Origin of the sequence: Celerinatantimonas marina (genome assembly GCF_046054165.1) — a bacterium.
Classification (GTDB): Bacteria; Pseudomonadota; Gammaproteobacteria; order Enterobacterales; family Celerinatantimonadaceae; genus Celerinatantimonas.
This window is the reverse complement of sequence record NZ_JBFNXK010000007.1, coordinates 45,026-65,226: the sequence shown is the minus strand read 5'-3', so window position 1 is coordinate 65,226 and position 20,201 is coordinate 45,026. Positions and strand designations below refer to the sequence as shown.

The 20,201-nt window shown below is 44.4% G+C and carries 17 protein-coding genes; 9 read left to right on the top strand and 8 right to left on the bottom strand.

Going from position 1 to position 20,201, the window contains the following annotated elements; translation table 11 throughout:
- The first annotated feature begins 2 nt into the window (after positions 1-2).
- A complete protein-coding gene (locus tag ABUE20_RS09410; protein WP_408619648.1) occupies positions 3-1,046 on the top strand; it encodes an oxidoreductase in 1,044 nt (347 codons plus the stop codon).
- A complete protein-coding gene (locus ABUE20_RS09405) occupies positions 1,043-1,510 on the top strand; it encodes a heme-degrading domain-containing protein (protein ID WP_408619647.1) in 468 nt (155 codons plus the stop codon). The genes ABUE20_RS09410 and ABUE20_RS09405 overlap by 4 nt, the downstream gene beginning before the upstream one ends.
- A 70-nt stretch (positions 1,511-1,580) precedes the next feature.
- Here ABUE20_RS09405 and secF read toward each other — a convergent pair whose 3' ends face one another.
- From secF to queA, 5 genes are read right to left on the bottom strand one after another with little or no spacing between them, the layout of a single operon-like run.
- Positions 1,581-2,489: a protein translocase subunit SecF gene (gene secF / locus ABUE20_RS09400; protein WP_408619812.1), complete on the bottom strand. Its 909-nt coding sequence runs from the start codon at positions 2,487-2,489 to the stop codon at positions 1,581-1,583.
- 48 nt (positions 2,490-2,537) lie between these two features.
- The gene (gene secD / locus ABUE20_RS09395) at positions 2,538-4,400 is read right to left on the bottom strand and encodes a protein translocase subunit SecD (protein WP_408619646.1); all 1,863 of its coding nucleotides are present in this window, start codon (positions 4,398-4,400) and stop codon (positions 2,538-2,540) included.
- Between the two features lie 25 nt (positions 4,401-4,425).
- On the bottom strand, positions 4,426-4,758 hold the full coding sequence (gene yajC, locus ABUE20_RS09390) for a preprotein translocase subunit YajC (RefSeq protein ID WP_408619645.1): 333 nt from the start codon (positions 4,756-4,758) through the stop codon (positions 4,426-4,428).
- A 19-nt stretch (positions 4,759-4,777) separates the two neighbouring features.
- Positions 4,778-5,923 (bottom strand): tRNA guanosine(34) transglycosylase Tgt, encoded by a 1,146-nt coding sequence (tgt, locus tag ABUE20_RS09385; protein ID WP_408619644.1) that lies wholly within the window; start codon positions 5,921-5,923, stop codon positions 4,778-4,780.
- Between the two features lie 21 nt (positions 5,924-5,944).
- A complete protein-coding gene (queA, locus tag ABUE20_RS09380) occupies positions 5,945-6,997 on the bottom strand; it encodes a tRNA preQ1(34) S-adenosylmethionine ribosyltransferase-isomerase QueA (RefSeq protein ID WP_408619643.1) in 1,053 nt (350 codons plus the stop codon).
- 647 nt (positions 6,998-7,644) lie between these two features.
- Here queA and ABUE20_RS09375 point away from each other — a divergent pair.
- Together ABUE20_RS09375 and ppk1 are read left to right on the top strand one after the other, a co-directional pair.
- On the top strand, positions 7,645-8,292 hold the full coding sequence (locus ABUE20_RS09375; protein WP_408619642.1) for an acyl carrier protein phosphodiesterase: 648 nt from the start codon (positions 7,645-7,647) through the stop codon (positions 8,290-8,292).
- A 425-nt stretch (positions 8,293-8,717) separates the two neighbouring features.
- Positions 8,718-10,817, top strand: a complete 2,100-nt coding sequence (ppk1, locus tag ABUE20_RS09370) for a polyphosphate kinase 1 (protein ID WP_408619641.1) — start codon at positions 8,718-8,720, stop codon at positions 10,815-10,817.
- 53 nt (positions 10,818-10,870) lie between these two features.
- On the opposite strand, the gene phoR is transcribed toward ppk1, so the two are convergent.
- Positions 10,871-12,211, bottom strand: a complete 1,341-nt coding sequence (phoR, locus tag ABUE20_RS09365) for a phosphate regulon sensor histidine kinase PhoR (RefSeq protein WP_408619640.1) — start codon at positions 12,209-12,211, stop codon at positions 10,871-10,873.
- Between the two features lie 3 nt (positions 12,212-12,214).
- A complete protein-coding gene (gene phoB, locus ABUE20_RS09360; RefSeq protein ID WP_408619639.1) occupies positions 12,215-12,907 on the bottom strand; it encodes a phosphate regulon transcriptional regulator PhoB in 693 nt (230 codons plus the stop codon).
- A gap of 352 nt (positions 12,908-13,259) precedes the next feature.
- Between phoB and ABUE20_RS09355 the strand changes: the two genes are divergently transcribed.
- Both ABUE20_RS09355 and ABUE20_RS09350 read left to right on the top strand, forming a co-directional pair.
- Positions 13,260-14,201 (top strand): HAD-IIB family hydrolase, encoded by a 942-nt coding sequence (locus ABUE20_RS09355; protein WP_408619638.1) that lies wholly within the window; start codon positions 13,260-13,262, stop codon positions 14,199-14,201.
- Positions 14,194-15,405 (top strand): glycosyltransferase family protein, encoded by a 1,212-nt coding sequence (locus tag ABUE20_RS09350; protein ID WP_408619637.1) that lies wholly within the window; start codon positions 14,194-14,196, stop codon positions 15,403-15,405. The genes ABUE20_RS09355 and ABUE20_RS09350 overlap by 8 nt, the downstream gene beginning before the upstream one ends.
- A 119-nt stretch (positions 15,406-15,524) precedes the next feature.
- Here the strand turns inward: ABUE20_RS09350 and ABUE20_RS09345 are convergent, their stop codons facing one another.
- Positions 15,525-17,240: a sugar phosphorylase gene (locus ABUE20_RS09345; RefSeq protein WP_408619636.1), complete on the bottom strand. Its 1,716-nt coding sequence runs from the start codon at positions 17,238-17,240 to the stop codon at positions 15,525-15,527.
- 236 nt (positions 17,241-17,476) lie between these two features.
- On the opposite strand from ABUE20_RS09345, the gene galU reads away from it, so the two are divergent.
- The 3 genes from galU to ABUE20_RS09330 all read left to right on the top strand — a co-directional run bounded on the left by galU (position 17,477) and on the right by ABUE20_RS09330 (position 20,200).
- Positions 17,477-18,316, top strand: a complete 840-nt coding sequence (gene galU / locus ABUE20_RS09340; protein WP_408619635.1) for a UTP--glucose-1-phosphate uridylyltransferase GalU — start codon at positions 17,477-17,479, stop codon at positions 18,314-18,316.
- Positions 18,317-18,513: 197 nt separating this feature from the next.
- Complete coding sequence (locus ABUE20_RS09335; protein ID WP_408619634.1) at positions 18,514-19,332, top strand: sulfite exporter TauE/SafE family protein; 819 nt, start codon at positions 18,514-18,516, stop codon at positions 19,330-19,332.
- 13 nt (positions 19,333-19,345) lie between these two features.
- Positions 19,346-20,200 (top strand): MBL fold metallo-hydrolase, encoded by an 855-nt coding sequence (locus ABUE20_RS09330; RefSeq protein WP_408619633.1) that lies wholly within the window; start codon positions 19,346-19,348, stop codon positions 20,198-20,200.
- Position 20,201: the final 1 nt, after the last annotated feature.

The window sequence follows — 20,201 nt, the reverse complement described above, 5'->3', positions numbered from 1 at the left end:
ACATGACAACACCGATAAAAACAGCCATTGTCGGCTTTGGATATTCCGCCAAAGTGTTTCATATTCCTTTCATCCAATCACTGGATGCGTTTGAATTCAGCGCGATCAGCAGCCGTCAGCATGAAGAAATAACCAATCTGTACCCAAGCGTTCAATGCTTCGATTCCGCCGAAGAGATGCTCAAAAACTCCGATGCAGCGCTGGTTATTATTACCGCTCCGAACAATGCGCACTACCCTTTAGCCAAATTGGCACTAGAAAATGGTAAACACGTCATCATTGAAAAACCATTTGTAACTAATTCGGTGCAGGGGCAACAGCTCATTGAAGTCGCAAATCAACACCAGCAGCTACTCAGCGTCTATCACAACCGACGTTGGGATAGTGACTTTCTGACGATCAAAAAACTGCTCGCTGAGGGTCAACTGGGAGAACTAAAATGGTTCGAATCTCATATGGACCGTTATCGTCCAAATGTTCGACAGCGCTGGCGAGAAGATGCCAGTGTCGAAGGCTCCGGGATCCTATTCGATTTAGGACCCCATATGATCGATCAAGTGGTTCAACTGTTCGGAGTTCCTGAAAAACTGACGGCGCAATGTTTATCCATGCGCGATCCCTCTAATCCAGATGATTTCTTCAATATCATCTTCCACTACCCAGACTTGTTGGTGCATCTGCATTCAAATCCATATAGTCCAGGTAGTGATAACATGCGCTATAAGTTATTGGGAACACAGGCTAAATTTGTTAAAAATGGCGTGGATCCTCAGGAAGACAAACTCAAAAGTGGCTCCGGTTATCTGCAGCCCGGCTGGACCATTGACGATCAAAGCCAATGGGGAACACTCACCCGCGAGGATAGCACTCAAATCATTCAACCAGTTGAAGGTGGCTACGAGAACTACTATCAAGGCGTGGCCGATGCGATCAATCAAGGGATCCCATTACCGGTCACCGCAGAAGAATCACTACGGGTCATTCAGCTCATTGAACTGGTCCGAGAAAGTAGCCGACTCAATCAAACCATTGAGGTAAAACTATGAGCACCGCTCTGATGAATTCGCTACTAGAGCAGGAACAACAATTACAGTTTAAACGCTTTAATCTAGATATTGCCTGGCAATTGGGTCAGCGGCTACGGGAAACCGCCCAAAGTCGTCAAAGCCCGGTTGCGATTGAAATCTATGCCTTTGAACAAGTTGTTTTCAAAAGTGTCTGCGCGGGGGCTCGTCCCGATCAAAGCCAGTGGATCACAATGAAGCGGCAATCGGTCATACGCTACGGCCATAGTACGCTCTATCTGGGGGAATATAATAAAGCCAAAGGTCGGGTTTTTGAGACGCAGCCCCATATTGATGCCAGCCAATATTGTGCTCATGGCGGTTCATTCCCAATCACGATCCAAGATTGTGGCATTGTCGGAGCGATTACAGTGGCAGGCATGAGCAGTGAAGATGACCACCAGCTGATTGTGGACGAACTCACCACATTATTAGCAGAGCTCTAGCACACGACAACGCATATCAAAAAGGCGATCCATAGATCGCCTTTTTTCAGAGCTTGAAACCTGCGTTGGATTACATCAGCGGTTTCTGATCAGCCCCTTCTTTTTCAACAACTTTCGGCATGAAATCTTGTTTTTTCACACCCAACCAAAGGGCCAGTGAACTCGCCACATAAATAGATGAGTGAGTCCCGACAACCACCCCAAATAACATGGCTGTTGCAAAACTGTGGATCAAACCACCGCCTAAGAAAAACAAGACCACTAACACCATCGCCGTCGTTAACGAGGTGATAACCGTCCGGCTAAACACCTGCGTAATCGAAGCATTGATGATCTCTTTAGGGGTCCCTTTACGCATTTTCCGGAAGTTTTCCCGAATACGGTCCGAAACCACGATGGTATCGTTCAATGAGTAACCAATCAGGGTTAACAATCCAGCGACAACGGTCAAATCAAACTGGATCCCTAACAAAGAGAATAATCCTAGAGTTAGGATCGTATCATGTGCCAACGCTAACACGGCGCCAACCGCAAATCGCCATTCAAAACGAAATGCAACGTAGATAAGAATACATCCCAGCGCGGCCAAAATGGCTAGACCACCTTGCTCCGCCAGATCATTCCCAACACTCGGACCAACAAACTCAATACGCCGCATCTGAACCTGATGATCCAGAGTTCGCAGCACAGTCATCACTTTGTCACCGACAACTTCAGCATTACTGGTTTCACCGGCTGGGCGAAGGCGCAGTAACACATCATTACGAGCCCCAAAGTTTTGAGCCACCGCATCAGGAAAACCACTCTGCCCCATCAGATGACGGACATCATCTAACGCAACATCCTTTTGAAACTGAACTTCAACCAGAGTTCCTCCGGTAAAATCCAGCCCAAAATTGAGCCCCTTAGTAAACAAAAGCCCAATAGATGCCAACGTTAAAATGACACTCACAATCATTGAAAGACGATTGTGTCCCATGAAATCGATAGTGCCTTTCGGCTTAAACAATGAAAACACACGTCCTCCTTAAATCGATAATTTTTTGAGGCGTTTTTTTCCACCCCAAAGTAGGTTAACGAGTGCCCGCGTACCAATAATCGCCGTGAACATCGAGGTCAAAATACCAATTGCTAAGGTTACAGCGAATCCTTTTACGGCCCCGGTACCAATGGCAAACAAAATGATCGAGGTCAGGAACGTCGTGATGTTGGAGTCTGCAATACTAGAAAGCGCATTGCTATAACCATAGTAGATGGCTTGTTGCAAGGTTCGCCCTTCTTTAACCTCTTCACGAATACGTTCGAAGATCAGCACGTTGGCATCCACCGCCATCCCAACGGTTAAGACGATCCCCGCCATCCCTGGCAGTGTCAGTGTGGCACCTGGGATCAACGACATAATCCCAACAATCATCACCACGTTACACACCAGTGCCAAATTGGCAACCAGACCAAATTTACGATAATAAAGTGGCATAAAGACTAAGAGCACAATCAGACCGACAAAGATGGCTTCCATCCCACGGTTAATGTTTTCCTGTCCCAAACTTGGACCGATGGTTCGTTCTTCAACAATCTGAATCGGCGCAATCAATGCCCCAGCCCGCAGCAGCAAAGCCAAGTTTTGTGCTTCTGTAGGATTAGTTAAACCCGTAATTCGGAAACTACGTCCTAACCGTGACTGAATCGTTGCAACATTAATCACTTCGCTATGACGCTGGAAGATGGTTTTACCCTCAGCATCTTTTTTATTGGTCGGTTTATACTCAATAAATAAAGTAGCCATCGGCTTACCGATATTATCTCGAGTAAAGGCCGCCATCCGGCTGCCACCCTGCCCATCCAGATCAATATTCACCTGGGGTTGGTTATATTGGTCAAAGCCTGATGTTGCACCAACAATATGATCCCCGGTCAGCACAACCTGCCGATACAAGGCAATCGGCTGTCCACTACTCCGCTGATATAATTCAGAACCCGGAGGAACATGCCCATTCACCATACTCTGTGGATCCGCATTGGTATTTACCATACGAAATTCCAGAGTCGCAGTAGCCCCTAAGATTTGTTTAGCGCGTGCGGTATCCTGAATCCCAGGCAGTTCAACCACGATCTGATCATCACCTTGACGCTGCACAACGGGTTGAGCGACCCCTAATTCGTTCACACGATTACGGATAATGGTAATGTTTTGCTGCAATGCATATTCTCGGGTTTGCTGCATCTGAGATTCAGTCATGGTCACAGCAAGCACCGGCATATCGGAAATAGTCAAATCTTGAAACTGATACTGATTCCGGTAATGACTTTCCAAATAGCTCCGAGCTTGCGATCGAGCATTATCATCCCGGAAACGAATCACCACACCTTGCGTAGCATCAATTCGAGCACCGGCATAACGAATGTTTTGATCGCGTAAATCACTGCGGAAACTTTCAACCATTTGCTCATGGGCTTTTTCAATCGCCGCCGGCATATCCACTTCCATCAAGAAGTGAACACCACCGCGTAAATCCAGCCCCAGTTTCAAAGGTTCGCCACCCACCAGCTTCAACCACTCAGGTGTCGCCGGTGCCAGATTCAACGCAACCACATAGCCATCCCCTAAATGATTCGCTAACAAATCACGTGTTTTAAGCTGATCACTGTCACGACGAAGGCGGACAAGGAGTTGATGACCGGAAAGTGAAACAGATTTAGTTTCAATATTTTGATGTTGGAGAGTCTGGCGGATATCATCAAGCTGAGCTAATGAGAGCTCATGGCCTCGCCCAGCAGTGACCTGCACGGCAGGATCATCTCCATATATATTTGGAAGTGCGTAGAGAAACCCGATGGCGATAATCACAACCACCATCAGTGTTTTCCACCACGGGTATTTATTTAACAAAGCGCTACCCCTGGTTCAGGACCAATTAAAGAGACTTCAGCGTACCCTTCGGCAATACCGCTGAAACGAAATCTTTTTTGATAACAATTGTGGTTGTTTCATCCAAGCTCAATTGCAGATAATCATTATCATCTGAGATTTTAGTGATTCGACCTACAATACCGCCCGAAGTAAGGACTTCGTCACCTTTGGAAAGAGATGTCAGAAGATTTCGCTGTTCTTTGGCACGTTTTGACTGTGGCCGGAAGATCATGAAATAAAAGATAATGGCAAAAACGGCCATCATAATGATCAACTCAAAACCACTACCGGTTGGAGATCCACCCGCGGCATAGGCCGGAGAAATAAAAAAGCTCATGTGCTGTCCTCTATGATCCTTAGTTATTGTTAATATCAGAAGATTCGTTCAGTTCAGGAACATCCCTGCCCAAACGGGTATAAAATTCAGTGACAAACGCGTCAAACTGACCTTGTTCGATCGCATCACGGATACCTGCCATCAACCGCTGGTAGTATCGCAGGTTATGGATTGTATTCAAGCGTGCACCGAGAATTTCGTTACATTTGTCTAAATGATGCAAATAGGCCCGCGAATAATTCCGACAGGTATAGCAGTCACATTCGGCTTCTAAAGGAGCAGTATCCTCTCGATGTCGAGCATTACGGATTTTCACGACCCCATCGGCAGTGAACAGATGACCATTACGCGCATTTCGGGTCGGCATCACACAGTCGAACATATCGACTCCACGGCGTACCCCCTCCACTAAATCTTCAGGCTTACCAACACCCATCAGATAGCGTGGCTTATCTTGGGGGATCTTAACTGTGATGTAGTCCAACATTCGGTGCATTTCCGGTTTGGGTTCACCTACGGCCAAGCCCCCGATTGCGTAACCATCAAATCCTATTTTAGTGAGACCATCCAGTGATATATCGCGCAAGTGTTCATAAATACTCCCCTGAATAATGCCAAACAAGGCGCTTTTATTATTCAGTTCATCATGACGCTGACGACTCCGAGCCGCCCAACGTAGCGACATTTGCATCGATTTTTCAGCTTCAGCTTCCGTGGCCGGATACGGCGTACATTCATCAAAAATCATCACGATATCAGAACCCAGATCATGCTGGATCTCCATCGATTTTTCAGGACTGAGGAAAATTTTCTCTCCACTTACCGGATTTCTGAAATGAACGCCCTCTTCGGTGATTTTACGAATATCCCCAAGGCTGAAGACCTGAAAACCACCGGAATCCGTCAAAATAGGGCCTTGCCAATTCATAAACCCATGTAAATCACCATGCTTGCGCATGACGGCCTGACCGGGACGCAGCCAAAGATGGAAAGTATTACCCAATAAAATTTCAGCACCTGTTTGTTGTACTTCTTCAGGCGTCATCCCTTTTACGGTCCCGTAGGTTCCTACCGGCATAAAAGCAGGGGTCTGAACCGTTCCCCGATCAAAAATCAGTTGTCCGCGACGGGCTTTACCGTCAGTCTTTAATAATTCATACTTCATTCACACGATTCCACTGAAGAATTATTCTGAGTCCTGCTCTGTCTGGCGTGTAATAAACATTGCATCGCCATAACTAAAGAAATGATACTGCTGCTGCACAGCCTGCCGATAAGCTTCCAAAATATGTTCTTTACCAGCAAAAGCACTCACTAACATCAGCAGTGTAGACTCTGGCAGGTGGAAATTGGTAATCATGGCATCAATGACTTCAAACTGATAGCCAGGATAGATAAAAATATCGGTTTCATCGACAAAAGGTGCGATCAATTGATCTTGACATGCTTTAGCGGCACTCTCAAGTGAACGAACCGATGTCGTGCCAACCGCAATCACGCGTCCACCTCGGGCTTTCGTTTCCAACACTTGATCAACAACATCTTGGGGCACAATCGCAAATTCACTGTGCATATGATGTTCTTCTACCGTATCAACCCGCACTGGCTGAAACGTACCGGCTCCGACATGGAGAGTGACATAAGCCGTATTCACACCATTCGCCTGTAGTTCAGCAATGAGTTCATTATCAAAATGTAGCCCGGCCGTAGGAGCGGCCACCGCCCCAGGGTGTTGACTATAAACGGTCTGATAACGTTCTTTATCTGCATCTTCATCGGGCCGGTCAATATAAGGGGGCAATGGCATATGGCCATAGCTTTCAAGCAACTCAAGAACATGCCGTTCATCATCAAAGCGAAGTTCAAATAAGCTCTCATGACGCTGCAGCATCGTGGCATCAAACGCATCAGCAAACCGCAACTGAGCCCCGTCTTTAGGCGGCTTCGATGCTTTTAAATGAGCCAACACCCGATGCTCATCCAACACCCGCTCAATGAGAATTTCGATTTTACCACCTGAAGACTTTTGCCCATATAATCGAGCCGGAATCACTCGGGTATTATTGAAAACCAATAAATCTCCGGGACGAATAAGCTGTGTAATTTGAGGGAATTGGAGATGATCAATTGCACCACTATTTCCATTTAAACTTAATAAGCGGCAATCCCGACGTTTTTCGGTAGGATAACGAGCAATTAACTCGTTCGGTAATTCAAAGGTAAAATCAGCGACTCGCATTGTCTTAGGCCAGCATTCAAAAACAGCTCGCTAGTCTAGTGACGAGGGCCTATATTTTCAAGTGATTCCGCATAGCGGGCCCCGTCAAATCCATTAAACATCTTTAATCCTCTAATGAAATGATCCCTACCAAGGTATCAAGATTCCCGTTATTGCGGCGTAAATAGTTTCATATTTACGGCAAGAACATACACAAACTGATTAAAAAATAGCCATTTGTTTGGTTATTAAAATTCAAAACTGTAAAAAAATTACATAATAAGGCAAATATAAAGCTATTTTATCGATACAATTAAGTTCTAAATTTCCCTATTTGTAATTTTTTTTCAAAAAATGATTGCTAGTTGTTGTGCAAACGGCTATTCTTTATCTCACCAGATATGTTGTAAAAGTTATTCACGATTGAATACGCTTTTCTTCTAAGTCATACCTCGTTTCAGCCAGCCTTTTAGGCTGGCTTTTTTTATCCGAAAAATTAAATTACACTACGTCTGTCACAGACTTACTAACGGTGTATCAAGAGCATCGGGTTCTGCACGCGGACCAATAAATTTCGATATCACGTCTTATTATTAGGATGAGCCCATATTCCGGTCTTATTATTTATACGCACTAAAACCTAATGGATATCAACTTACTTATCGGCTATGAATTATTTAGGACATTTCTATTTAGCGAATCTAACCCATAGCTCCTACTGCGGTGCATTGTTAGGGGATTTCATTAAAGGGCGACAATGGCAACATTTTCCGCGTTCCCTACAAGTCGGCATTCTGTATCATCGTAAGTTGGATCAATGGATTGATCACTATAGCCTGCAATTACAACTCACCGAACTATTTAGCCCAGAGATCAGACGTTTTGCTCCGATTGGACTCGATTTATTTTGGGATTACTGTCTGGCCAATCAGTGGACCACTTGGCACCCGCAAGCCTTATCGGAATTTAGTCTGCAAGTGTATCAACAACTATCGACCCACCAGCTTCCGGATAATGCCCAGATCATCAGCCAAAAAATGCGGGACTTTGACTGGTTACAGTTTTACCAACACGACGTATTCATTGAGCGGGCTTTAAGATTTATTGCCAAACGACTAAAAAAACCCGATGAATTATCACAGCTTGGACAGGAAATCTGGCAATGTCAGGAGCAACTCAATGCCGCATTTCCACAAATCATGCAACAGTTGTTCAAACAGCTTCCTGACTGGAAAAACGCTGTTGCGAATCAAATTTTATTCCCCTTATCGAACTCTGCTAACGACACTTTTTTTCAGCCCCACTTGAAACGTTAAAACATTTGGAATCTCTCTGAGTCAGAATAAGCGTTCTAGCCCTCTTTACTTTATAGCCGCCATCTGGCGCACAAATTCAAGCATTTTTCTAAAAAAGACCTACATTCCCCATCACTTTGCAGAGGTTCTGGATAGCCTGCGAATCAGTCCCACATATTTACTTATTAATCAATAACTCAGATTGTATGACATTTTTATGACAATCGATGTTTCGGCATAGGATTGTCTTTTTAATTCCCATAAAATCAAAAGCAGCGTTATAAAAATCAGTATGTTAACTAATCGTGATTTTGTCACAATTTCGGAGTAGGCTAGCTTGATGAACAGCCGAGGATTCCAGATAAATACATTGAAACTGCTTTCATGATTTTCGGTTATTTTTTAAGGATAGCACCCCACTCGGAGCTCATATTAAGGGAGTATTTATGAATGATGAAAAGCTCTTTTTAGAAAAAGAGCTAAGTTGGTTGTCATTTAATGAACGGGTACTTCAGGAGGCGCAGGATAAAACAGTGCCCTTGATTGAGCGTATCCGTTTTTTAGGGATTTTCTCTAGTAATCAGGATGAATTTTTTAAAGTTCGAGTGGCCGATGTTAAACGCCGGATCCTCTTAAACCGCTACAGCAATGATGATGATGGCTCAAAACACTTACTGAATAAGATTCAGACGAAAACCGCCCAATTGGACAGTACCTTCGACGAAACCTATCGGGAAGTGATTATAGCGCTGGCTAGACGGAACATTTTTTTAATTAACGAAACTCAATTAAGTTTATTTCATCAAAAATGGCTGACCGGATATTTTCAAAATAAAATTTTACGCCATATCACACCGATCCTACTGAATGAAGAAGTCAAACTCCTTAACTTTCTTAAAGATGATCACACCTATTTAGCCATTAAAATGCAGCAACAGCGACCCGATGGCAGTTGTGTTAATCAACGCTATGCTCTGGTTGAAATTCCAACAGATGACCTGCCTCGCTTTATCGTGCTCCCCGCCGAAGGAAGTCGTAAGAAAAAATCGTTAATGATTTTAGATAACATCATCCGATTCTGTTTAGATGATATTTTCCGGGGCTTTTTTGATTATGATGAAATCAGTGCTTACTCACTGAAGATGACCCGGGATGCTGAATACGACCTGACGGATGAAGTCGATTTAAGTATTCTGGAAAAAATGTCCGAAGGTTTAAAACAACGTCTAACCGCTGAACCCGTTCGCTTTGTTTATGATGAAAAAATGCCATCTGACCTGCTGAAATTGCTAAAAGCGAAGCTGCATATTTCATCTTATGATCATATCCGCGGGGGAGGACGCTATCATAGTTTTAAAGACCTTATGGGGTTTCCCAATGTAGGTCGAAAATATTTAGAGCATCCTAAATTGCCCGCGCTTAATTGTTCCCAATTTGATCGACACCGCACCGCGTTCGATGCAATCAGTGAACAAGATATTTTACTGCACTACCCCTATCAAAAATTTAGTTATCTGACTGAACTCGTTCGCCAATCTTGCTTTGATCCTAAAGTTCGTAGTATCAAAATCAATATTTACCGAGTCGCCAGTAACTCTCGGATCATGCATTCTCTGATAGAAGCCGCCCATAATGGGAAACGCGTCACGGTTGTCGTAGAACTTCGTGCTCGTTTTGATGAACAGGCTAATATCGAATGGGCCCAGCAGCTCACCGATGCCGGAGTACGCGTTTTATTTGGCCTTCCCAGCCTGAAAATTCACTCTAAACTATTACTGATCAGCCGGGAAGAAGATGAGCAATTATGCTTTTACAGTCATATCGGGACCGGTAATTTTCATGAGAAGACGGCTAAAATCTATACCGATTTTGCGCTCTTCACGAAAGATCAGGAAATTGGTAACGAAGTTAATAATGTTTTTAAATTCATTGAACGTCCATATCGTCGCTATAAATTTAAACATTTAATGGTTTCTCCCATTGAGTCCAGACGTCGCCTGTTCAGCCTGATCGACAATGAAATCAGTCAGGCCAACGCCGGGAAGCCCGCATCCATCATCGTCAAAGTCAACAACTTGGTCGATGTCGGGATCATCAATCGTCTCTATGCGGCCAGTAAAGCCGGAGTCAAAATCAAAATGATTATTCGCGGGATGTGTAGCCTTCTGCCGGGACTCCCAGGGATCAGTGACAATATTTCGATTATCAGTATTGTGGACCGTTTTCTCGAACATCCTCGCATCTTTATTTTTCATAGTGGTGGCGAGGATCGTACATTTATTTCCTCTGCTGACTGGATGACTCGCAATATAGATCAACGCATTGAAGTAGGATGTCCCATTTACAACCCTGCTTTAAAAAACTACATCAAAGAGTTACTGGAAATCCAGTTTGATGATACGACCAAAGCGCGAGTGATTGACGTCAACCAGTCAAACCAATATGTCAAACGCGGTAATCGTCGTAAAACCCGCTCACAAATAGAGATTTATAACTATATCCGCAATCGGGAATACCAATTACAACAAACTAATACGGCCAGTTAATGGCCGTATTTTCTGTTTCGAAATGACAATCGAATGCGTCTGAAGGGATAAAACTACGAAGAATATTCAGCCAACGCGGCTGGGGCTGTGGGTTGGTTTTTCACATTGACCAGCAACTCTGAGGGAATAATAAAACTAAAACGGCTGCCTTTTCCCACAACACTCTCAATCACCAGTTCACTCCGGTGATGCTGCAACGCATGTTTCACAATCGAAAGCCCTAATCCGGCTCCCCCCGTATTGCGGGAGCGATCTTTATCTACCCGATAAAAACGTTCCGTTAACCGTTGTATATGTTGTGGTGGGATCCCTGGCCCATTGTCACGAACTGCGAAACAAGCTCCCTGAGGGAGCAACTTCCAACTGACTTCAATCAAAGCCGGCTGAGAACAATATTTCACCGCATTATTGACTAAATTGGTGAACGCACTACGCATTTGATCTGCATTACCCACCATCCATAAATGAGGGTCGATATCAAAATCAAACTGAAATTCTCCTTCACCCGCCAGACTTTCGGCCTCATGATGCAGCACATCAAGCATATTCGGCACATCAACCTGTTGCATCGCATCGATTTCCGGAGCGGCTTCAATGCGAGCTAAAGTTAACAGCTGATTCACCAAATTATCCATTCGCAGTGCCTGTTCACTCATCATCCGATGGGCTTTATTCCAGACCACCGGTGATGGAAGATCATCATCTAACATTTCCAGATAACCACGCAATACCGTCAAAGGCGTGCGCAGTTCATGGGACACATTCGAAATAAAGTGCTTTCGCATCTTATCCAACTTCCGTTGTTGCGTCACATCCCGGACAATCATCAAAAATTGATCACCATAAGGCATCACCCGGCATTCAAGTTTCAAATCACTTCGGGATGGGCTGGTAATCTCAATCCCTTTATTGAATTGACGCTTGGTAATATACCGAACAAATTCAGGCTGGCGAACTAGGTTCGATATCGTTTGCCCCGCATCCGTCGGCCATTTTAACCCGATCAAATGCATCGCCAGACGATTGCACCACACGATTTCATCCTGCTGATTAAACACCACAATCGCATCTGGCAACGACTCAGCCCCCAAACGAAATGACTTCATGAGCTGGGCCAGTTCTCGTTCACGGTTTAATCGCCGTTTCACCAATTGATAAATACCATAAAAAACCGGCTGCCAAGTTCCAGCCCCTTCTGGAGGGGTTAGCCGTTTATCTACATAGAGCCAATTTAAAAGTTTACGTTGCTGGTAATAAAACCAGCCAATGTGAAGAAGACTACCGAGGAAAAGAAAAAGAAATATCTGGTGACAAAGCCACCCTGCCAACAAAAATGGTAGGTAGATGCGGAGCAACCGCCAAAACAGTTGCCCCCACGTATCGGGCATTAGCATCCGTTATTTTATCCTGGTCGAAAAGCGGTATCCTGAACCGCGGACTGTTTGGATGAGTTTATCATATCCGTAATCAGCAATGGCCTTTCTTAAACGACGAATGTGAACATCAACAGTACGATCTTCGACATAAACGTTCGTTCCCCAAACATTATTCAGTAGTTGCTCTCGACTATAAACCCGTTCCGGATGCGTCATAAAAAAATGCAACAAGTTAAACTCAGTAGGCCCCATATCCAACGGGATATTATCAATAAGCACCCGATGTGAGACCGGATCCAAATGCAGCCCCTGAACTTCAATAATATCATCCAGAGATGTTGGAGACACCCGGCGAATAACGGCTTTAACCCGAGCCATCAGTTCTTTCGGGGCAAAAGGTTTAGTCAGGTAATCGTCGGCACCCGCTTCCAGTCCCTGAACTTTGTCCTCTTCTTCTCCCCGAGCGGTTAACATAATGACCGGGATCTGTCGGGTCACATCATTACGCTTCATCCATTTTAACAATGAAAGACCACTTCCACCGGGAAGCATCCAATCGAGCAAGACCAGCTCCGGATAAGGTTCAACTAATCGCTCTTGAGCTTCCTCAACATCGTTCGCTTCAACCGCCTCATATCCATTCTGTTCTAAAACAAAACAAAGCATCTCACGAATTGGAGCTTCATCCTCTACGATTAAAATTCTTCTAGGCATTCCAATACCCTAGTTACATACGATTTTGACAATTATGCTGAGAATTAATGACACTTTTATGACAAGCGTAGTCATAACTATCCCTGCCGTCGATATAAAAGATCGATCCAATTTGCACTAATGAAGTGCATCCACGCGCAGTTATGTGGAAAACCGTTGACTTCACTTATTAATTCTAAACTATTGTTAAAACTGTAACTAACTGAATATTCGTGTAGGTTCCCTTATTGCGGAAAATAAAATGATTTTTGTCAAATATTTGGCATCGATACTGCAAACAACAGATTATCCTGTTCAATCAGAGTAGACCCAAATGAGAACAGATAAAATTGGGACATTCATGGAGTACCCTATGCGAAATCGCTCCGCTCATCAGTCATTGACGCTTACCAATGCTTTGGAAACCACGCACATCCGGCCTTCCCAAAAAGCATTTGCAAGTAAGTTACTTGTCTTCAGTGACTTGGACGGCACCCTATTAGATCATTACAACTACAGTTATGATGCAGCGAAACCCGCGCTTTTACAATTGTTTAGATACAATATTCCTTTGATTCTAAATACCAGTAAAACCTTCTCTGAAACAGTTGAAATTGAGAACAAACTGGGCGGTTTTCATCCGTTTGCTGTTGAAAATGGATCCGCAATAGCCATTCCTGAAAACTACTTTAATGAACTGCCTGAACACGATGAAATGATCACGGCCGCAGGGGGAAAGCGTTATTTCATCAAACGTTTCGGTCGTTCTTACGATTTTATCTGTCGGCTCCTGGGCGAACTTCGAGCCACAGGCCGCTTTGAATTTCGTGGATTTCACGATATGTCGACTCAGGAAATCAGCCAAATTACCTCTCTTGAATTCGAACAGGCCAAAATGAGTCGCCAACGACTCGCATCCGAGCCCATCCAATGGGAACGCGGCGATATTGAAGAATTTAAATACGAACTGGCAAAACAAAAGTTAATCTTGGTTGAGGGGGGACGTTTTTGGCATGTCAAAAGTACACATGACAAAGCGGACGCTATGCAATGGCTGAGTCAGTGCTATCAACAGCAATCCGCCCAACAAAGTTTTCTCACCGTTGCGCTAGGCGACAGCCCAAACGACAAAACAATGCTGGATGCAGCTGATATTGCCATTGCGATCCGCTCACATACCGGCCATCACAAATTAGATTTAGGACGAACACGCCCAAATCGCATATATACGCAACATATTGGACCAGCAGGATGGCAGGCTGCCCTGTTGCAGGTTATCGACCATTATATTCTGAAGGAGAGGTATTATGGCTGATTTTTATCAGAATGGCATTGTGACCACGTTACATAATCTAACTCGCAGGCCGATTGCACAACTAGAACAAGAATTAATGAGTTTTTCACGGGTACGCCCGATGACGCTGGTGCTCCCTTCGCTGTTCTCTGAATTGCAGCGTCCGGCATTAGCTCATATTGTTGATGAACTCAAACAGGTTCCTTATTTAAGTGAAATAGTGGTCGGCCTCGATAACGCAACTCACGATGAATATCTATATGCCAAAGAATTTTTTAGCGCACTTCCTCAGCGGGTCCGAATTCTATGGAACGATGGTCCTCGGCTACAGGAATTAGATCAGTTACTGGCCGAAGCCCACTTAGCCCCTCAAGAAGCGGGTAAGGGCCGTAACGTTTGGTATTGTATGGGCTATGTGCTGGCCTCCGGAATGGGTAAAGCTGTTGCATTACACGATTGTGATATTCTCACCTATTCCCGAGATATGCTGGCCCGACTCTTTTATCCCGTGGCCAATCCTCATTTTAATTACCAATTCTGTAAAGGTTATTACGCCCGCTATGCTGATGGGAAACTCAACGGCCGGGTGGCTCGGCTGCTCGTCACCCCGCTGATCAAGGCCCTGAAAAAAATGGAAGGTGCTGACGATTATCTAGAATATATGGACAGCTTCAAATATTCATTATCCGGTGAATTTTCAATGCAAACCAGTGTGCTGAACGATATTCGCATTCCGTTTGACTGGGGACTTGAAATCGGAATGCTTTCAGAAATTTATCGTAATTATGCCACCAATAAAATTTGTCAGGTTGATATCGCCGACGTCTATGATCACAAACATCAAGATCTAAGCATTGATAATCTTGATAACGGCCTAGCCCGAATGGCGACCGATATCAGTAAAGCCATGATGCGTAAACTAGCCACTCAAGGGCATGTTCTCAATCCTGGAAAACTGCGTACCCTCAAAGCCACCTACTACCGAATGGCACTGGATTTCATCGACAGCTATTACAATGATGCAATCATCAACGGTTTAACCGTGACTCGCCATGCCGAAGAAGAGGCGGTTGAATTATTTGCGCAAGCCATTATGCGGGCGGGCGACATTTTCTTGGACCGACCTTCCGAGGCCCCATTTATCCCCAGTTGGAATCGAATCACCAGTGCCATTCCTGATTTTCTTGAAAAAATTTATGATGCGGTTGAGGCCGATAACAGCTAATCCCTTCTTGAAAAGTACACGCCTCCCCCGGCCTTCGCATTATTTCTGCGCGAAGGTTTTGGGGTTGCACAATCGGCCCCATTCTGGCGGGCCGGCAAAAATGCTACACACCGCGGACATTACTCAGCCGGTTGTTTAATTAACAACCACATGACCTGATAAGGTGCCAACTGAATATTTCGAATATCAATCCATTCTTCACTAATTAAATCCCAAATCTTCAACGCTGGGAAAGGATATTCTGATTCAGGCACATCATGGGGATGCCGGGTTAAATTATAGAGAGCCACAATCCGTTGCCCACCTTCCGGGCTAACACGTTCTATCGCAAAAAAATGATCATCATTGATCGATAGCACTCGAAATGCACCTTGCGGATGAAAAGCTCGCTGCTGACGTCGAAGTTGAATGAGATAATTTAACCGGAAAAAAATCTGATGTTGATCGCTACTGGCATTCGCCAATAATGTTTCAAATTCTGAAAGATCCCAGCGATGACGATTGATCGATCGCGTTCGTCCGGTTTGTTCCACCAGTTGCACATCATTCGGCGTTGCCGTCAGTGAATGAATATAAATTCCCGGGATCCCCGGCATCGCTAACATAATCAACTGGCAACACAGATAGCGACTCAACTGATACATATCCGGCCCCAGACGTGTTCCCTGTAACGCCTCAAATAATGAGATATTCAGCTCATAAGGGCTTTTGCTACCATCCGGATTTGATTTCATACTGACGAACCCACCAAAGTCACGAATACTTTTCACCAAATCATCAATTTCATGACTTGGGATCAGACTCTCCACCGGACGGACACCAATCCCATCGTGCGAAGCCACAAAGTTAAAGTAGCTACAACCTTCTGGTAATGCTTCTAAATTCCGAGCCCAATGATTCAGATATTGACCATTTCCCCGATTCAACGCATGCAACAACAGCGGAGGCAATGCAAACTGATACACTAGATGTGCTTCATCGCCTTCACCAAAATAACTGATATTCTCCTGATGCGGCACATTCGTTTCGGTAATCAATACCAGATTTGGATCGATGGCTTCCATCACCACCCGAATTAATTTCACCAAAGCATGGGTTTGCGGCAGATGAATACACGTTGTTCCCAGCTCCTTCCAAGCAAAAGCCACCGCATCCAAGCGAATGTAACGGGCCCCTTGATGGATATAAAATAAAAGGATGTCCAAATACGCTAATAACACTTTAGGATTTTTAAAATTGACATCGATTTGATCATCACTGAATGTCGCCCAGACATGCTTCACACCTTGCCGGGTGTAGACATCAACGATCAACGGCGACGTCCGCGGACGGGTCACCTGGCTGAAATCTTCTGCCGGATCAGCTTCAATAAAAAAATGATGTCCCGAACCTTCCCCATTAATAAAATCGATAAACCATAAACTCTGACGAGAAGCATGATTCATGACTAAATCGACCATCAACTCTTTATGCTGAGTGATCCGTTCTACATCCGACCAATCCCCGAGATGATAATTAACCTGATAGTAATCAATCACCGAGAAACCATCATCAGAACTAAATGGGAAAAACGGCAAAATATGCACGGCACTAAATGTTTGTTCTAAATAACGTTGAATAAAATAGTTGAGGGTCGCTAAAGGTGATTGCCCATCCGAGCACATTGAATCACCATAAGTGATCAAGATCACATCTTCATTGCTCCACGGCTGTGCGTTATGCTGACGGTCCTGCCTGGCCCATTCCACCCGTGTTACAATAGAATCTACTAACGACATATCGCCATAGAGTGATAAGACAAGTTTCTGTAACTGTTGAAGTTGCAGATTAGTCATAGGCTTCTCCAGCAAATTTTGTTAATTTAAAAATTTCTGATTAATCTATCTATAGGAATAGCGCAATCATGACTCTATGGGTTTTCCCTGCCAGTCGAATTTGTAACAGCATGTTATGCTTTATGATGTGATTAAAGTTAAGCAGATGTTATGCCAAGTAAATTTTGACATTCCGTCGAAATTTTGTTGTTTTAATATAAAACAACGCTTTTATTTAGCCATAAGAGGCCTTTTAAATGAAAATAAAAAAATGCTTATTTCCAGTTGCCGGCTATGGGACACGTTTTTTACCAGCGACTAAATCAATGCCAAAAGAAATGCTTCCAGTCGTCAATAAACCGATTGTGCAATACGGGGTTGAGGAAGCAGTAGAAGCAGGTTTAACGGATATGGCATTTATTACAGGCCGAGGGAAACGCGCCATTACCGATCATTTCGATATCAGCTATGAGCTGGAAAATGAAATTGCCGGCACCTCTAAAGAAGCCTATCTGGCCGGAGTACGGGAACTCATGGAAAAAACCACCTGTACCTACACTCGCCAGAAAAAAATGATGGGATTGGGGCATGCCATTTTATGTGGTGAAACGCTCATCGGTAATGATCCATTCGCGGTCGTGCTCGCCGATGACTTGTGTCTGAATAACGGTGATGATGGCGTGTTAACACAAATGGTGAAACTCTATAATCAGTTCCGCTGTTCTATTGTTGCCATCATGGAAGTCCCTGAAGATCAAGTCGATAAATATGGTGTGATTGCCGGGGATGCTTTAAAAGATGATCTTTACCGCGTCACCAATATGGTCGAAAAACCCCACAAAGATGATGCCCCATCCAATTTAGCGGTCATTGGTCGTTATATCCTCACCCCAGATATCTTTGATATTCTACGTAACACCAAACCCGGTAAAAATGGTGAAATTCAATTAACCGATGCGTTATTGGAACAAGCCAAAAACGGCTGTGTTATGGCTTATAAATTCAAAGGGAAACGCTTCGATTGTGGGAGTGTCGAAGGTTTTGTACAAGCCACCAACTACTGCTATGAAAATATTTATCTGAAAGAACATAGTTAATCAGTCAAGTCACTCCCATTTCAAACGCCAGATGTCCGCAAAATCTGGCGTTTTTTATAACAACAACCGTGATTCGTTTTCATCACATTCCCCTCACAGACATACCTCCATCACAGTTTTCATAAATATTCCGGTGATTTCTCATTGAACACCTATATTAGAAGTATCTAATAAACATCTTATAGAGATGCAGCCATATGGAAATCATAGGCTACCTGTCTGCAAGCCTCATGGGCATCGTACTAGGCGTTATTGGGGGTGGTGGATCCGTGTTAACGGTCCCCATTCTGGTTTATCTTATGGGGATTGCTCCCGATATTGCTACCGGCTACTCACTCTTGATCGTCGGTCTTACCGCTGCATTTGGTGCGATTCGCTATTTCCGTCAAGGGCTAGTTGATATCCCAGCATCTATCGCATTTGCTATTCCAGCCATCTTAGCGGTCTATGGCTCGCGAGCTTATCTTATGCCGAACATTCCTTCCCAGTTTGAAATTGCATCCTTATCCTTCGCCAAAAACGTAATCATCATGGTGGTATTCGCTATTTTGATGCTGCTGTCAGCCATACTTATGCTGAAAAAAGCCTATCAACATACGGATAGCCATTTAACCAGCGCCTCTACTTTTCCCACTGAAGCCCCCATTCACATCAATTGGTTTCTAATCATAATAGAAGGCGCCGTCGTCGGTGTCATAACCGGTATCTTGGGCGCTGGGGGCGGATTTTTAATTATCCCGGCGTTGGTCTTATTGATGGGGATGCCGATGCATAAAGCCGTAGGCGCCTCACTATTTATTATTGCCCTAAAATCATTAATCGGTTTTATCGGCGACCTGCAAAATGGAATAGTGATCGAAATGCCAATGATCCCACTACTATTGATCGCCACCGGGATCGGCATGTTCTTATCTACTCATATTTCATCTCGGCTTGAGAGTCAAACACTGCAAAAGATATTTGCGTTTTTCACGCTGATTATCGCGGTTGTCATCATCAGTAAAGAACTACTTTAACGTGAGGCTAACCATGCAAGTCAAAACATTCTATGATACGAATACAGCAACCTTCACCCACGTTGTGATCGATGAAGCCACCCAGTCTTGCGCTATTATCGATTCGGTCCTTGATTATGATCCGTACTCCGGCCACTGGAGTACCACACATGCCGATGACGTCATTCATTTTGTCAAACAGCATTATCTGCAATGCCAATGGATTTTGGAGACTCATGTCCATGCGGATCACATCACGGCTGCCCACTATCTTAAAGAAAATTTGGGTGGAGAGATTGCAATGGGATCCGCCATTGTTAAAGTGCTCAAATTTTGGGTTCCAATCTTCGATAACGAAGCCGACACCCCAATCTCTGGCGAACAATACGATCGGCTATTCGATGAAGGTGAAACCTTTCTCATCGGCTCACTTCCCGTCACCGTTTGGCATACTCCCGGACATACCCCCGCCTGTGCCAGTTATCTCATTGACGATGCCATTTTCGTGGGAGATACCCTATTTGCGCCACATCTGGGGACAGCTCGCTGTGATTTTCCCGGCGGGAGTGCCGCACAGCTCTACCACACGATTCAGCGCTTTTATACTCTAGATGACCACACCCGTGTTTTCTTAGGGCATGATTATCCGCAAGAGGGTGAGCAACCGATATGGATGACCACCATTGCTCAAGCCAAACAAGACAACACCCAAATAAAACCAGATACGCCGATCGATGAATATATCCGAATGCGAGAAACCCGCGATGCCACACTAGCCGTTCCCAAGCTGCTGCTTCCTTCCATTCAGGCCAATATGCGCAATGGACAATTTGGCGCTCGCGCTAAAAATGGCCATCAATTTATAAAAATCCCGGTAAATTTCATCTAAG

What these genes read in the sequence shown, in the direction of transcription:
- secF (WP_408619812.1), bottom strand. Translation starts at nt 2,489, where the DNA reads ATGGGACACAATCGTCTTTCAATGATTGTGAGTGTCATTTTAACGTTG.
- ppk1 (WP_408619641.1), top strand. Translation starts at nt 8,718, where the DNA reads ATGAATGATGAAAAGCTCTTTTTAGAAAAAGAGCTAAGTTGGTTGTCA.
- ABUE20_RS09375 (WP_408619642.1), top strand. Translation starts at nt 7,645, where the DNA reads ATGAATTATTTAGGACATTTCTATTTAGCGAATCTAACCCATAGCTCC.
- tgt (WP_408619644.1), bottom strand. Translation starts at nt 5,923, where the DNA reads ATGAAGTATGAATTATTAAAGACTGACGGTAAAGCCCGTCGCGGACAA.
- phoR (WP_408619640.1), bottom strand. Translation starts at nt 12,211, where the DNA reads ATGCTAATGCCCGATACGTGGGGGCAACTGTTTTGGCGGTTGCTCCGC.
- ABUE20_RS09405 (WP_408619647.1), top strand. Translation starts at nt 1,043, where the DNA reads ATGAGCACCGCTCTGATGAATTCGCTACTAGAGCAGGAACAACAATTA.
- queA (WP_408619643.1), bottom strand. Translation starts at nt 6,997, where the DNA reads ATGCGAGTCGCTGATTTTACCTTTGAATTACCGAACGAGTTAATTGCT.
- phoB (WP_408619639.1), bottom strand. Translation starts at nt 12,907, where the DNA reads ATGCCTAGAAGAATTTTAATCGTAGAGGATGAAGCTCCAATTCGTGAG.
- ABUE20_RS09335 (WP_408619634.1), top strand. Translation starts at nt 18,514, where the DNA reads ATGGAAATCATAGGCTACCTGTCTGCAAGCCTCATGGGCATCGTACTA.
- ABUE20_RS09345 (WP_408619636.1), bottom strand. Translation starts at nt 17,240, where the DNA reads ATGACTAATCTGCAACTTCAACAGTTACAGAAACTTGTCTTATCACTC.
- yajC (WP_408619645.1), bottom strand. Translation starts at nt 4,758, where the DNA reads ATGAGCTTTTTTATTTCTCCGGCCTATGCCGCGGGTGGATCTCCAACC.
- ABUE20_RS09355 (WP_408619638.1), top strand. Translation starts at nt 13,260, where the DNA reads ATGCGAAATCGCTCCGCTCATCAGTCATTGACGCTTACCAATGCTTTG.
- galU (WP_408619635.1), top strand. Translation starts at nt 17,477, where the DNA reads ATGAAAATAAAAAAATGCTTATTTCCAGTTGCCGGCTATGGGACACGT.
- ABUE20_RS09410 (WP_408619648.1), top strand. Translation starts at nt 3, where the DNA reads ATGACAACACCGATAAAAACAGCCATTGTCGGCTTTGGATATTCCGCC.
- ABUE20_RS09350 (WP_408619637.1), top strand. Translation starts at nt 14,194, where the DNA reads ATGGCTGATTTTTATCAGAATGGCATTGTGACCACGTTACATAATCTA.
- ABUE20_RS09330 (WP_408619633.1), top strand. Translation starts at nt 19,346, where the DNA reads ATGCAAGTCAAAACATTCTATGATACGAATACAGCAACCTTCACCCAC.